Here is a 12168-nt window from a genome sequence, read left to right as displayed (position 1 = left end):
ACAACGAAAGGCCCGACGTGACCGACACGCTCGTCCAGCCCGCAGCCGCCATCGACGCCGAGACCTGGTGGCGCCAGGCGAGCGTCTACCAGGTGTACCCCCGCTCGTTCGCCGACGCGGACGGCGACGGCATCGGCGACCTCCGCGGGGTGACCTCGCGGGTGCCGTACCTGGCCTCCCTCGGCATCGAGGCCGTCTGGCTCAGCCCGTTCTACCCGTCCGCACTGGCCGACGGCGGCTACGACGTCGACGACTACCGCGAGGTCGACCCGCGTCTGGGCACCCTCGCCGACTTCGACGAGATGGTCGATGCCCTGCACGGCGCCGGCATCCGGGTCATCGTCGACATCGTGCCGAACCACACGAGCGACCGGCACGAGTGGTTCCGCGAGGCGCTGGCGTCGCCGAAGGGCAGCCCGGCCCGGGACCGCTACGTGTTCCGCGACGGCACCGGTCCCGACGGGTCCGAGGCGCCGGCCGACTGGGTGTCGATCTTCGGCGGCCCGGCCTGGACCGCCGTGGGCGACGGCCAGTGGTACCTGCACAACTTCGCGACGGAGCAGCCCGACCTGAACTGGGCGAACCGCGAGGTGCGCGACGACTTCCTGCACACGCTGCGCTTCTGGTCGGACCGTGGTGTCGACGGCTTCCGCATCGACGTGGCGCACGGCCTGGCGAAGGACCTGCCCGCGGGCGAGCTGCCCACGTGGGCCGAGGTGCTCGCCGCCCCGAAGGACGGCTCGCACATCCTGTGGGACCGCGACGACGTGCACGAGATCTACGCCGAGTGGCGCACGGTGTTCGACGAGTACACCCCGGCACGGACCGCCGTCGCCGAGGCCTGGGTCGCAGCCGACCGCCGTGCCCGGTACGCCAGCGCCGAGGGACTCGGGCAGGCGTTCAACTTCGACCTGCTCGAGGCGGACTTCGACGCACAGCAGTTCCGCACGATCATCGAGTTCAACCTCGGGCTCGCCGAGCAGTCCGGCTCGTCGACGACGTGGGTGTTCTCGAACCACGACGTCGTCCGGCACGCCACCCGCTACGCACTGCCCGCCCGCAACGGCGACGAGCAGAAGCAGGGGTCCGCGTGGCTGCTCGCGGGCGGTGACCAGGCGGCGCTCGACCGATCGCTCGGACTCCGTCGGGCCCAGGCGGCGACGCTCCTCGAGCTCGCACTGCCCGGCTCCGCGTACCTGTACCAGGGCGAGGAACTCGGCCTGCACGAGGTCGGCGACATCCCCGACGCCGAGCGCCAGGACCCGGCGTTCTTCCGGAACCCGGGCGTCGACGTGGGCCGTGACGGCTGCCGCGTGCCGATCCCGTGGACGCGGCAGGGTTCGTCGTTCGGGTTCGGCGACGGCGGCTCGCACCTGCCGCAGCCGGCGTGGTTCGCGCAGGTCTCGGTCGAGGCGGAGGACGCCGACCCCGACTCGACGCTGAACCTGTACCGGAAGGCCCTGGGCCTGCGCGGCCAGCTGCAGTCCGAGGAGCACCTCGAGTGGCTCGAGACCGGTCGCGACGACGTGCTCGCGTTCCGCCGGCCGAACGGCTGGACGAGCGTGACGGTGTTCGGCGACGAGCCGTACGCACTCCCCGCCGGCGAGCTGCTGCTCGCCTCCGCGCCGGTGGCAGACGGCGCACTGTCGGGTGTGGGGACCGCCTGGTTGCGTTCCTGACGGAACCCGGTGGCGGACGGGAGGCGCGGTGCAGGCAGGCACCGCGCCTCCCGTCCGTCGTGTGGTCACCTCGGTCGTCGCCCACCGGGCAGGACCGGGCGTACCAGGTGGGAACGGGCGTACCGGGTCGAACCGTTCGACCAGGTACGCCCGTTCTCGCTTCCCACGGCACGTGCGATGGGAAGGAACGGGCGGGCGGAACTCGCGGCGGCCGCCGGTAGGGTCGGCAGCATGAGCGGCGCGAGCATCAGCGTGCGGGACCTCGTCATGCGCTTCGGGGACCGGGACGTCGTCGACGGGCTGTCGTTCGACGTGGCCCCCGGCGAGACCTTCGGGCTGCTCGGCAGCAACGGATCGGGCAAGACCACCACGATCCGGGCGCTGCTCGGCATCACGACGCCGACCTCCGGCACCCTGCTCGTCGACGGCGCACCGTACCGACCCGCGACCGGCGGCATCGGGTACCTGCCCGAGGAGCGCGGGCTGTACCGCAAGGAGTCCGTGCTCGACGTCATGACCTACTTCGGCACGCTGCGGGGCCTCCGCCGCACCGAGGCCGCGGCGTGGAGCACCGAGTACCTCGAGCGCGTCGGGCTCGCCGACCGCGCGAAGCTCCGTGTCGACAAGCTGTCCGGCGGGCAGCAGCAGAAGGTGCAGCTCGGCATCACGATCATGGACCGACCGCGCCTGCTCATCCTCGACGAACCGACGAAGGGGCTCGACCCGGTCAACCGTCGGCTGCTCCTCGACCTGGTCGACGAGCGGAAGGCGGACGGCGCGACCGTGGTCCTCGTCACGCACCACATGGACGAGGTCGAGCGCCTCTGCGACCGCATCCTGCTGCTCAAGGACGGCCGGGCAGCCGCGTACGGCAGCATCCCCGACGTGCAGGACGCCTTCGGCGGCGCCGTCGCCCGGGTGCAGCTCACCGGCACGGTCCCCCGTTCTCCCCTGTACCGCCTCGCCCGGCACGAGGGTCACGTCGCCCACCTGGTGCCCACCGAGGCAGCCGCGGTGGACGGGTCGGACATCCTCGCCGCGCTCGTCGGCGCAGGTGTGCACGTGACCGCGTTCGAGATGCGCCGCATCCCGCTCGACGAGATCTTCGTCCAGGTCTACGGCCACGACGCCGGGGCCGACCAGGCCCCGGCCGGCCGGGCGTCGACGCAGCACACCACCGCGAGCGGGGCGGCGGCGTGAGTCGGCTCGGGACGGTCGTGCGCTTCGAGTTCGTCCGCGCCGTCAAGAAGCCCGCGTTCTGGATCGGCACCCTCGCGCTCCCGATCGTCGTCGTCCTGGTCTCGGTGCTCGTCGGCGTCGGACAGGCGGCCGGCTCCGACTCGATCTCGTCGAGCGCCTCGGCGGCGAAGACCTCGTTCCGGTACGTCGACCACTCGGGCCTGGTGTCGGCGCGGGTCGCGGCCGAGTGGGGCGGGTCGCCGTCCGACGACCCGGCCGCCGACCGCGCGGCCGTCCGGGCGGGCACGCTCGAGCTCTTCGTCGAGTACCCGGAGAAGCCGTCGGCGCAGGCGATCCGGCTGGATGCCGCCGACCGCGGACTGTTCGAGAACGGTGGCTACTCCTCGCTCGCCGAGCGGGTGCTGGAACGCAGCGTCGCGGCCTCGGTCGGTGACGACGAGGCCGTCGCGCTCCTCCGCGCCCCGCCGTCGACCGACCTGACCACGTACGCCGACGGCCGCGTCGCCCCGGGCTGGCTGTCGATCGTCCCGCCGCTGCTCTACGCCCTCGCGTTCTTCGGCATCGTGATCCTGCTCGCGACCCGCATGGTGACGGTGGTGGTCGAGGAGAAGGAGAACCGCATCTCCGAGATGATCCTGACCGCGGTGACGGCCGGTGACCTGATCCGGGGCAAGGTCCTCGCCATGTTGCTCGTCGGGCTCGTGCAGGTCGGGGTCGTCGTGCTGCCGGGGCTCGCGGTCGCCCTGGTCGCACTGCCCCTCGTCGCGTCGCGGCTCGGCGGCCTGACGGTGGACCCGTGGCGGATGGTCGTCGGTGCGCTGCTGCTCGTCGGCGGGGTGCTGCTCGCCTGCGGGCTCTTCGTCGCCGTCGGCGCTGCGGTGCCCTCGATCAAGGACGCCTCGACGCTGCAGTCCGCCGCGATCTTCGCCCTGATCATCCCGCTCTACGCGGCGTTCTTCGTGATGACGACGCCGTCGTCGCCGGTGGCGGCGTTCTTCACGTACTTCCCCACCTTCACGCCGATCACCGCCATGGTCCGGAACGCCGTCGGATCGCTGTCCGTCGTCGAGTCCGTCGTCTGCATCGTCGAGGTGTTCGCCGTGGCCGCGGTGCTGCTCTGGTTCGCCGAGTACCTGTTCCGCCACTCGGTGGCGCAGTACGGGTCGAAGGTCACGGTGCGCCAGATCGCCGGCTGGCGCCGGGGCCGAGCCCGGGCACGCTGACGCGGTCCGACGGACGCGGGTCGTCGACGGGCCGACGGGTGTCGACGGCGGCACCGCTCGTGGGTCAGCCGCGGACGAGCGCCTCGTCCACGTCCCAGGCCACGGCTTCGGGCTCACGCCAGCCGTGCCGGAGCGTGTGCACGGCACGGTCGTACTCGACCAGGACGTCGAGGTACGGCCGGACGAGCATCTGCAGCTGGAGTCCCTCGTAGACCGAGAGCAACTGGGTCGCGGCCTGGTGGGCGGGGATGCCGATGGTCTCCCGACCGGCGTCGACGTCGCGCTGCAGCCCGACGGTGAGCTCCTCGACGTACTCCTCGAAGCGCTTGCGGAAGAAGCCGGCGAAGTCCCGTTCGGACGCGGCGAGGGTCACGACGCCCGCGAGCACCCGGACGAGACCGGGGTCGGCGACGTCCTCGGCCAGGGTCATCCGCACGTGCTCGAGCGTGCACCGCGGCACCGACGACCGGCGGGATCCGCGGAGCTGCAGCCAGCGGTCGTAGACCACCAGGAGCAGTCCGTCCCAGGTCGGGAAGAGCCGGTCGACGACCGTGCGGTCCACGCCGCAGGTCTCGGCGACCGTACCGGCGTCGACCTCGTGGAACGGGTGCAGCCGGTAGGCCCGGATCGCCCCGCGCACGATCCGCTCGGCCAGCGACGCGTCGTCCTCGACGGACCCGCCGTGCATGTCTGCCATCCCGACAGTCCACCGCACCCGGCCCCGGCGTGTCTCCACCCAGTGCGGGGGTCAGGCAACACCTGTCGAGCGCGTCAGCCCACCGTCACCGGCGCCGCCGAGGGCTTGCGCCCCTGCTGTACCCAGACGAAGAACCCGGTCAGGGTGAAGGCGCCGTAGAAGACGTACATGAGCCCGGACGCGTAGTAGCCGGCCGAGAAGAGCAGCGGCACCCCGACCAGGTCGACCGCGACCCAGATCAGCCAGAACTCGACCCAGCCCTTCGCCATGCCGTACGTCGCCAGCACGGACCCGACGAAGATCCAGGCGTCGCTCCAGACCGGCTCGTACGAGCCGAGGGCCCGGAACACGGGCGTCAGGACGGCGGTGCCGCCCACCAGCGCCAGCACCAGCAGCCCCCGGGTCGACCAGGAGGCCCACCGCGGCTCGACGACGGTCGTCGCCTCGTCCGCGCGGTGCGTCCACCGGTACCACCCGTAGACGCTGACGACGATGAACATGACCTGTCGGCCGGCCTGGCCGAGCAGGTTCACCGGGTTCGGGGTGTCGAAGAGCGCACCCATGAACACCGTGAAGAGCAGGGCGTTCCCGAGGATCCCCACCGGCCACGCCCAGACCCTGCGACGCATCCCGCCGAGCGCACTGAGCAGCCCGAACACGTTGCCGATCACCTCGCGCCAGAGCACGGTCTGATCGCCGATGACGAGCTGCGCGTCGAACAACCACCGCACGATGCCCATGGGCCCTCCTCGTTCCGAGACCGTGCAACCGTACGGGCAGCGGGCGCATTCCTCCGGCCGCGCGACCCCGTGTGACGTGCCGGTCTAGGCTCGGGCAGCGTGACGGACGGGCTCGTGGAGGACGCGGTGCGGCGAGTGCAGACCCTGCTCGACCACGCGGCCGCGCGCCTGCGGGCAGCCGGCGTCCGCGACGAGGCCCTCGGCGAGTACGTCGAGCCCCGCGCCGTCCTCGGGATCCGTCGGGAGCCGACGATCCGCTCGCTCGGCCGGGTCTGGCGCGTCGGAGCCCTGCTGCTCGGATCGTCCTCCGAGACCGCCGGCGGGGTCTGGGCGACCGGACAGATCACCCGCGTGACCGACCCCGGACGCCAGCAGTTCGTCTCGGTCTCCGCCGAGGTGCGCCGCGCCTACCGGGCGGCCGCGGCGAAGGGGCACTTCGCCGCGGGCGACACGGTCAACCACGGCGCGGTGCCGATCCCGCTCGACGACTCGCTCGTCGGGGCCGATGGTGTGCTCGCCGTGGTCGACGGCGAACCGGTCGTCCGCTGGTCCCCCACCTCCGGGACCGCCGTGCCGCTCGAGGACTACCTGCGGGACCGGGTCGCGCTGCTCGTGGACCCGCCGAGGGGCGCGACCGACTGAGCTGCGTCCGACGCAGGTCGGACGGTCAGGCTCGTCCGGAGTCGGACTCCCGACGCCCCGCCGCCACGCGGTCGAGCCACTCCGCCAGGACAGCGCGCTCGGCTGCCGTCAGTCGGTCGAGTTCCTCGACGCCGGCGCGCAGGGTCGACGCCGCGGTGCGGAGCGCCCGGTCGGGACCGGCGACGACGTCGCGCTCGGGGACGACGACCTGCGCCTCGACCGCGGCCCAGACCGTCTCGGCCAGGGCAGGGTCGCGTCGGCCCTCCGGTTCGCCCAGGATCGCGAGCACGGCACCGGTACCGGCCGCGTGCACCAGCCGGACCGCCTCCGACGCCCCGACGAGGAGACGTCCGGCCACCGCGACCCGTCGCAACCGTTCCTCGAGCACACGCAGCCCGGCCGCAACGGCGGGTGACCCTCGCCCGCGACGCGGGTCGCTCATGATGACGAACAGGTCGGGGTTGGCGAGCCCGAAGGCGATGGTCGCGTCCCATCCCGCGCGGAGCGCCTCGACCGGGTCCGTCCCGTCCGCTCCGGCGGCGTCGACCATCGCGGCCTTCTCGGCGCTGAACACCGTCATGACGTGCTCGGCGACCGCGTCGAGCAGTCCGTCCTTGTCCCCGAAGAGCCGGTAGATCGTGGGCGCCTGCACTCCTGCCCGTGCGGCGACCGCTCGCGTCGTCACCGCGTCGACACCGCCGTCGTGGAGGAGCTCCGCAGCGCCGACCACGATGCGCTCGCGGACGTCGCGACGGGAGTCGATCGCCGGTGCGGTACTGGTCACGGATCAACGCTAACAGGTGCTTGCTTCCACCGAAAACCAGCGCTACGGTTCTCGTGTTTCCACCGCTAACACGAACGAGGCCACCATGATCACGATCACCGGAGCGACCGGCGCACTCAACGGCGCCACCGCCGACCACCTCCTCGACCACCTCCCGGCATCCCGGCTCACGGTGGTGACACGGGACCCCGCACGCGCCGCGCGGTTCGCCGAGCGCGGCGTGACGGTGCGTCACGGCGACTACGACGACCCGGCGGGCCTGGTCGAGGCCTTCGCCGGCTCGGACCGCCTGCTGCTCGTCTCGTCGAACGACCCGGGAGGGGACACCGTCCGGCAGCACCGGAACGCCGTGCAGGCCGCGGCGAGCGCCGGCGTCGGACACGTCTTCTACACGAGCCACCAGGGCGCGGGAGCGGCGTCCCCGTTCGTGCCGGCACAGCACCACGCCGCCACCGAGGACCTGCTCGCCGAGTCGGGCCTCCGGTGGACCTCGCTCCGGAACGGCTTCTACGCCCACAGCCTGCAGTGGCTGCTGGGGCCGTGGCCGGAGACGGGGACGGTCACCCTGCCGGCAGACGGACCGGTGTCCTGGACCGCCCGTGAGGACGCAGCCGAGGCGGCTGCCGCCCTGCTGCTGCAGGAGACGCCGACCGAGGGGCCGGTGACCATCACCGCGACCGCGGCACCGACCTTCGAGGAGCTGACGGACCGGCTGGCCGAGCGCGTCGGTCGCGACGTCGGCTTCCGGCTCGTCGACGCGGAACAGTGGGTCGACGGCGCCGTCGCGGCGGGGCAGGACGAACGCATGGTCCGGTTCCTGCTCGGCATGTACGAGGCAGCGGCCGGAGGGTGGTTCGCGGGGACGGACCCGACGCTCCGGACGCTGCTCGGCCGCGAGCCGCGGTCTGCGCACGACGCACTCGACGCCGTCGTCGCCGGCACGCGCTGAGCGGACGCCGTCGTGCCGGTCGGCCTGCCGCGAGCGCGACGCCCCGGCCGACCAGCCGACCGGCATCAGTGGCGCGACCGCGCGGTGAGCCACTCGTCGAAGGACGGTCCGACCACCTCCGTACCCACGTCCGGCAGGAGCGCACCGTCGCGGAACGCGCGCCCCAGCCGACCGGGGATGCGGAGCGGCAGCGCACGGACGCCGGGAGCGGGCAGCGACTCCGTCATCGCCAGCAGTGTCGTCCGCCGCGGCCCGGCGACCTCGACGCATCGCTCCCTGCGCTCACCCGAGACGACCTCCGCCACGACGGCGGCCACCGCGGTCAGCGCCACGGGAGCGATCGTCATCGCCGGGACCAGCGCGACGCGACCGACACCGAAACGCTCGGCGTTCTGCTCCGCGAACTCGTGCCACTGCGTCGAGCGCACCACCGACAGTTCGGCACCGGTCGTCGCGGCGGCCCGTTCCTGCGCTGCCTTGCCGGCGAAGTAGCCGTACCCCTGCACCTCCGGACGCTCGCACCCGAGGACCGAGAGCAGGACGTGCCGCGCCCCGACCGCTGCGGCAGCCGAACCGACCGCGGTGGTCGACCGGACGAAGAAGTCGGTGGCTCGTCGGCGGCTCGTCGTGAAGCGACCGGTGGCCTCGACCACCACGTCGGCACCCCGGAGCACAGCCGCGACGTCGTCGCGCAGGACGTCGAACCCCGTCCGCCGCGACGACACCTGCACCGCCCAGCCCCGCGCGGCGATCGCCGCTCCGATCGCTCGACCCGATGTTCCCCCGCCGACGACGACTGCGCGCACGACACCCTCCCGATCGATCCTCTACAGATGTAGAGAACAGTACGATGTCCTGGCCGAGAGGGGAAGCCATTGGGACGACGCGACGACCTCGCCGACGCGGCGGTCCGCCTCGTGGCGCGCGGCGGCGCGCGGTCGCTCACCCACCGCGGCGTCGACACCGAGGCAGGGGTCCCGCCCGGGTCGACGACGTACTACGCGTCGACCCGGCACGCACTGCTCGCGCTGGTGGCGGCGCGGATCACCGAGCAGCTGGCGTCCGACGTCGCCGGACTCCAGCTGCCGGAGGACCCGGACGACGCCTCGGTCGTCGCGGTCGCCACCGGGTTCCTCGACGCACTCGCTGCTCGCGGCGATGCACAGGCCGCCCGGCTCGCGCTCCTCGTCGAACTGCGCGACGACCCCGGACTGCGTGCTCCCCTGACCGGCGCCGACCCGGTGCGTGACGACCTCGTCCGAGCGGCACGGACCCTGCTCGACGGCATCGGCGTCGTGGACCCGGACGGCTCCGCACGGGACCTCGTCGGGATCGTCGACGCCCTGCTGCTCTACCGGGTCGGCGCGGTCGCCGCCGTCGATCCGAACGCGGTGCTCACGGCCTACGTCGCCGGGCTCCCGCGGAGGTGAACCCCGCGGTGGTCAGGCGCCGAGCCCGTCGACCACCGCAGCACGGGCCATCGCGTCGACACCGTCGCCGAGCGCTCCCCTGCTCACCGACCAGAGGGCGGACTCGACCAGCCGCGCCGTGCACCAGGCGGCGATGCGGTCCGGGGACTGGCCGGTCGTGTCCGACAGCACGGCGACCCGGTGCCGGACGGCGCGCAGGGGGTCGCCCGTGCGGAAGGGGTCGCCGACCTGCACGAGCACCGGGCTCAGGTCGTAGGCCGGATCGCCGACCATCGGCTTCGGGTCGGTGACGAGCCACGGCTCCCGGACCGCCGCGAGCACGTTGCCGGGGTTCGCGTCCCCGTGCACGACCACCGACCGTGGGGCGTCGCGGGGCAGGGTGCGGAGCAGGTCGGTGCCGCGGCGCACGAGTCCGGGGTCGAAGGGTGGCGCGAGCTCGAGCATCCGGGCTTCGGCGAGCGCCGCCCACTCCGCGGCGACGTCGGCGAGGGACTCGAACGGGTGGTCGTCCGGGATCCCGGTCGCCCAGAGCCGCGTGAGCAGACCACCCGCGGTGCGCAGGCGCTCCTCGGCCGGCACGTCGTCACGCTGCACGAGGCGGGTGCCGGGGTCGCAGCGCTCGAGCAGCAGCACGAAGGGGTCGTCCGGGTCCACGGCGAGCAGGCGGACCGCCCCGGCGCCGTCCCACCACCCGAGCGCTGCTGCCTCGTGCTCGGCCTCGCGGTGCGGCAGGGACAGCTTGAGGACGGCATCGCCGCCGTCGGGCAGCCGCACTCGGACGACGTGCGAGACGCTGCCGCCCGCGTACGGCTCGCCGGGGCGCAGGTCCCAGCGCTCGACCGCGCGGGCGAGCAGACGCGGGACGGACGCACGCCAGTCCTGCTCGGTCGGCCACATGCTCGGAGCGTACCGAGCGCCGGGACGGGGGTGGCGGGGCGGGGGCGATCCGGGCCTCCAGTCCGACCCGTGCAGGGGGCGTCGCCGACGCCGGTCGTCGGCGGCCCTCGGTCGCACGACGTGCCGTCGGCGGCCGTTCCGGTCGCACGACGTGCCGCGCCCGCCGAACACGAGCGGCACGTCGTGCGACCGGAACGCGGCCGCCGGGCCAGCCCTGGCCGCCGACGCCGACGCCGGGGCACACGCGCCGTCAGCCGGGCGTCACACGCCGCCGGTAGCGTCCGGGCATGGCACCCGACCACGGCAGCACCGACGCCGGCAGCACCGACCGCACCCGGCTCGTCCTCCCGGGGCAGTACGGACCGCTGTTCGACGACGGCGGCCCCGCGCTGGTGGTCGAGGCGCGCGAGTTCTTCACCGCCCGACCGATGCACCGTGCGAAGGCACACCTCTGGTTGAGCGCCCTCCGCCACCGGGTGCGGGAGCTCGGCGACCGGGCCGAGCACGTGCGGGTCGAGGGCCTCAAGGACGCCCTGGTCGGCCGGGACGACCTCGACGTGGTCGACCCGCCCTCCCGCACCCTGCGCGCGCAGGTCCGGCACTGGGGCAGGGGCACCGAGATCCTGCCGAGCCGCGGCTTCATCACCGACGAGGCCGAGTTCGCCGAGTGGGCCGCCGAGCGCACCGGACGCTTCCGGATGGAGACCCACTACGAGCGGGTCCGCCGCCGCGAGGGCTGGCTCATGCACTCGGACGAGCCGATCGGCGGGAGGTTCAGCCTGGACGACCAGAACCGGGAACCACCGCCCAGGGGAGCGACCACGCTCGGGCTGCCCGATCCGTGGTGGCCGACCGAGGACGAGATCGACGACGAGGTCCGCCACGACCTCGACCGCTGGGAACGCGACGGCCTCGTCCGCTTCGTCGGCAGGGACGACACCCGCCGCTTCGCCGTGACCGCCGACGAGGCCCGGCAGGCCCTCGACGACTTCGTGCAGGTCCGGCTCGGGGACTTCGGGCCGTTCGAGGACGCCACGCTGACGAACGACTGGACCATGGCGCACTCGCTGCTCAGCGTGCCGATGAACCTCGGCGTGCTCGACCCGTTCGAGGTCGTCGAGGCAGCCCTCACCGCGCACCGCGACCACGACGCCCCGCTCGCGAGCGTCGAGGGCTTCGTCCGCCAGGTCGCGGGCTGGCGCGACTACGTCTGGCACCTCTACTGGTGGTTCGGCGACGACTACGGCGCCGAGGAGAACGCCCTCGGCGCACACGAGCGGCTCCCCCGCTGGTGGCAGGAGCTCGACGCGGCCGAGATCGACGCGGTCTGCCTGTCCACCGCGTTGGAGGGCCTGCACGACCACGGCTGGCTGCACCACATCCAACGGCTCATGGTGCTCGGCAACTGGGCCCTGCAGCGGGGCTACGACCCGGTCCACCTCACGGAGTGGTTCACCGACGTGTTCGTCGACGGCACCGACTGGGTGATGCCCGCGAACATCATCGGGATGTCGCAGCACGCAGACGGCGGGATGGTCGCGACGAAGCCGTACGCCTCCGGTGGCCGCTACATCGACCGGATGTCGGACCACTGCGGCGGGTGCCGCTACGACCCGACCGAGCGGCTCGGCGAGGACGCGTGTCCCTTCACCGCCGGCTACTGGGCGTTCCTGTCGCGCACCGAGCCCGCGCTGCGGGAGAACAACCGGATGGCGCGGCCGCTGCAGCAGATGCGGAAGCTGGCGGACCTCGACGAGGTGGTGGACCAGGAGGCGCGGCGCGGCACGCCCTGACCGGCCCCGCGTCTCGTCGTGACCAGGCGTGGGGGGGGGGGGGCGGGGGGGGGGGGGGGCGCGCCGGGGGGGGGGGCGCGGGGCGCCCCCCCCCCCCCCCCCCCCCCCCCCCCCCGCCCCCCCACCCCCCCCCA

12 protein-coding genes are annotated in these 12168 nt (G+C 73.5%); 7 read left to right on the top strand and 5 right to left on the bottom strand.

All coding sequences use genetic code 11. The features are described from left to right. Window positions 1–17 precede the first annotated feature (17 nt). The 3 genes from PIJ49_RS13900 (at window position 18) to PIJ49_RS13890 (ending at window position 4102) form a co-directional block, all read left to right on the top strand. Window positions 18–1679 carry a glycoside hydrolase family 13 protein gene (locus tag PIJ49_RS13900; protein WP_251154546.1) on the top strand — a complete coding sequence of 554 codons (1662 nt, stop codon included), beginning with the start codon at window positions 18–20 and terminating at the stop codon, window positions 1677–1679. 231 nt (window positions 1680–1910) lie between these two features. After that, window positions 1911–2879 (top strand): ABC transporter ATP-binding protein, encoded by a 969-nt coding sequence (locus PIJ49_RS13895; RefSeq protein ID WP_066655558.1) that lies wholly within the window; start codon window positions 1911–1913, stop codon window positions 2877–2879. Further along, window positions 2876–4102 (top strand): ABC transporter permease, encoded by a 1227-nt coding sequence (locus PIJ49_RS13890; protein WP_066655562.1) that lies wholly within the window; start codon window positions 2876–2878, stop codon window positions 4100–4102. The genes PIJ49_RS13895 and PIJ49_RS13890 overlap by 4 nt, the downstream gene beginning before the upstream one ends. 64 nt (window positions 4103–4166) lie before the next feature. Here PIJ49_RS13890 and PIJ49_RS13885 read toward each other — a convergent pair whose 3' ends face one another. After that, the gene (locus PIJ49_RS13885; protein ID WP_271826871.1) at window positions 4167–4799 is read right to left on the bottom strand and encodes a TetR/AcrR family transcriptional regulator; all 633 of its coding nucleotides are present in this window, start codon (window positions 4797–4799) and stop codon (window positions 4167–4169) included. Window positions 4800–4873: 74 nt separating this feature from the next. Next, window positions 4874–5539: a nicotinamide riboside transporter PnuC gene (gene pnuC, locus PIJ49_RS13880; RefSeq protein WP_066655568.1), complete on the bottom strand. Its 666-nt coding sequence runs from the start codon at window positions 5537–5539 to the stop codon at window positions 4874–4876. A 99-nt stretch (window positions 5540–5638) separates the two neighbouring features. Here pnuC and PIJ49_RS13875 point away from each other — a divergent pair, with 99 nt between their 5' ends. After that, window positions 5639–6181: a hypothetical protein gene (locus tag PIJ49_RS13875; RefSeq protein ID WP_271826870.1), complete on the top strand. Its 543-nt coding sequence runs from the start codon at window positions 5639–5641 to the stop codon at window positions 6179–6181. Between the two features lie 25 nt (window positions 6182–6206). Here PIJ49_RS13875 and PIJ49_RS13870 read toward each other — a convergent pair whose 3' ends face one another. Further along, window positions 6207–6965 (bottom strand): TetR/AcrR family transcriptional regulator, encoded by a 759-nt coding sequence (locus tag PIJ49_RS13870; protein WP_271826869.1) that lies wholly within the window; start codon window positions 6963–6965, stop codon window positions 6207–6209. An 85-nt stretch (window positions 6966–7050) separates the two neighbouring features. Here PIJ49_RS13870 and PIJ49_RS13865 point away from each other — a divergent pair, with 85 nt between their 5' ends. Continuing rightward, window positions 7051–7914: an NmrA family NAD(P)-binding protein gene (locus PIJ49_RS13865; RefSeq protein WP_271826868.1), complete on the top strand. Its 864-nt coding sequence runs from the start codon at window positions 7051–7053 to the stop codon at window positions 7912–7914. A 65-nt stretch (window positions 7915–7979) separates the two neighbouring features. On the opposite strand, the gene PIJ49_RS13860 is transcribed toward PIJ49_RS13865, so the two are convergent. Continuing rightward, on the bottom strand, window positions 7980–8720 hold the full coding sequence (locus PIJ49_RS13860) for an SDR family oxidoreductase (RefSeq protein ID WP_271826867.1): 741 nt from the start codon (window positions 8718–8720) through the stop codon (window positions 7980–7982). A gap of 69 nt (window positions 8721–8789) precedes the next feature. Between PIJ49_RS13860 and PIJ49_RS13855 the strand changes: the two genes are divergently transcribed. Next, on the top strand, window positions 8790–9344 hold the full coding sequence (locus PIJ49_RS13855) for a TetR/AcrR family transcriptional regulator (protein WP_271826866.1): 555 nt from the start codon (window positions 8790–8792) through the stop codon (window positions 9342–9344). Window positions 9345–9356: 12 nt separating this feature from the next. On the opposite strand, the gene PIJ49_RS13850 is transcribed toward PIJ49_RS13855, so the two are convergent. Further along, complete coding sequence (locus PIJ49_RS13850; RefSeq protein WP_271826865.1) at window positions 9357–10241, bottom strand: aminoglycoside phosphotransferase family protein; 885 nt, start codon at window positions 10239–10241, stop codon at window positions 9357–9359. A gap of 287 nt (window positions 10242–10528) precedes the next feature. Here PIJ49_RS13850 and PIJ49_RS13845 point away from each other — a divergent pair, with 287 nt between their 5' ends. Beyond that, window positions 10529–12034, top strand: coding sequence for a cryptochrome/photolyase family protein (locus PIJ49_RS13845; RefSeq protein WP_271826864.1), 1506 nt, complete (start codon window positions 10529–10531; stop codon window positions 12032–12034). The last annotated feature ends 134 nt before the right edge of the window (window positions 12035–12168 follow it).

Source organism: Curtobacterium uvaldense (genome assembly GCF_028307415.1).
Taxonomy (GTDB): domain Bacteria; phylum Actinomycetota; class Actinomycetes; order Actinomycetales; family Microbacteriaceae; genus Curtobacterium.
This window is presented reverse-complemented; position numbering and strand designations above follow the sequence as displayed.

Excerpts from the sequence above, each read along its gene's own strand:
- PIJ49_RS13895 (WP_066655558.1), top strand. The coding sequence starts at position 1,911 with ATGAGCGGCGCGAGCATCAGCGTGCGGGACCTCGTCATGCGCTTCGGG.
- PIJ49_RS13885 (WP_271826871.1), bottom strand. The coding sequence starts at position 4,799 with ATGGCAGACATGCACGGCGGGTCCGTCGAGGACGACGCGTCGCTGGCC.
- pnuC (WP_066655568.1), bottom strand. The coding sequence starts at position 5,539 with ATGGGCATCGTGCGGTGGTTGTTCGACGCGCAGCTCGTCATCGGCGAT.
- PIJ49_RS13865 (WP_271826868.1), top strand. The coding sequence starts at position 7,051 with ATGATCACGATCACCGGAGCGACCGGCGCACTCAACGGCGCCACCGCC.
- PIJ49_RS13850 (WP_271826865.1), bottom strand. The coding sequence starts at position 10,241 with ATGTGGCCGACCGAGCAGGACTGGCGTGCGTCCGTCCCGCGTCTGCTC.
- PIJ49_RS13845 (WP_271826864.1), top strand. The coding sequence starts at position 10,529 with ATGGCACCCGACCACGGCAGCACCGACGCCGGCAGCACCGACCGCACC.